General features: G+C 40.3%; 1 pseudogene. It reads left to right on the top strand.

Going from position 1 to position 576, the window contains the following annotated elements:
* Nucleotides 1-60 precede the first annotated feature (60 nt).
* Nucleotides 61-576 (top strand): annotated as a pseudogene (locus G5B11_RS18805) (site-specific integrase); the annotation flags it as partial.

Below are 576 nucleotides of genomic sequence, written 5' to 3'. Positions count from 1 at the left end.
TACACGCAAGAAGCATTTCATCAGTTCCGATTGTCTGATATCGAAAGGAGACACACGATTATGGCAAAAGGATCTGTAAGAAAAAAAGGAAAGAAATGGTACTACCGCTTCTATGTAGAAGATGCAAGCGGCAATCTGGTTCAGAAAGAATACGCTGGAACAGAAAGCAAGAGTGAAACGGAAAAACTGCTCCGTCAGGCAATGGACGATTACGAAAGCAAGAAATTCATTGCAAAGTCGGAAAATATTACAGTTGGAGAATTACTTGATATATGGGCAGAGGAAGAATTAAAGACAGGCACTCTCAGCAATGGGACAGTCCAGAATTACCTCGGTGCTATTACCAATATCAAGAAGCATCCAATTTCAGAGAGAAAACTGAAAAATGTAACATCTGAGCATTTACAAGCCTTCTTCGATCTGCTTTCCTTTGGTGGCACTTATCCCGATGGTTCAGAAAGAAAAGGCTACAGCAAAGATTACATCCGTTCTTTCTCGGCAGTATTACAGCAGTCATTCCGATTTGCAGTATCACCAAAGCAATATATCACTTTCAATCCGATGCAGTATATTAAG

Source organism: Blautia glucerasea, from assembly GCF_013304385.1.
GTDB lineage: Bacteria > Bacillota > Clostridia > Lachnospirales > Lachnospiraceae > Blautia_A > Blautia_A ammoniilytica.
This window is presented reverse-complemented; position numbering and strand designations above follow the sequence as displayed.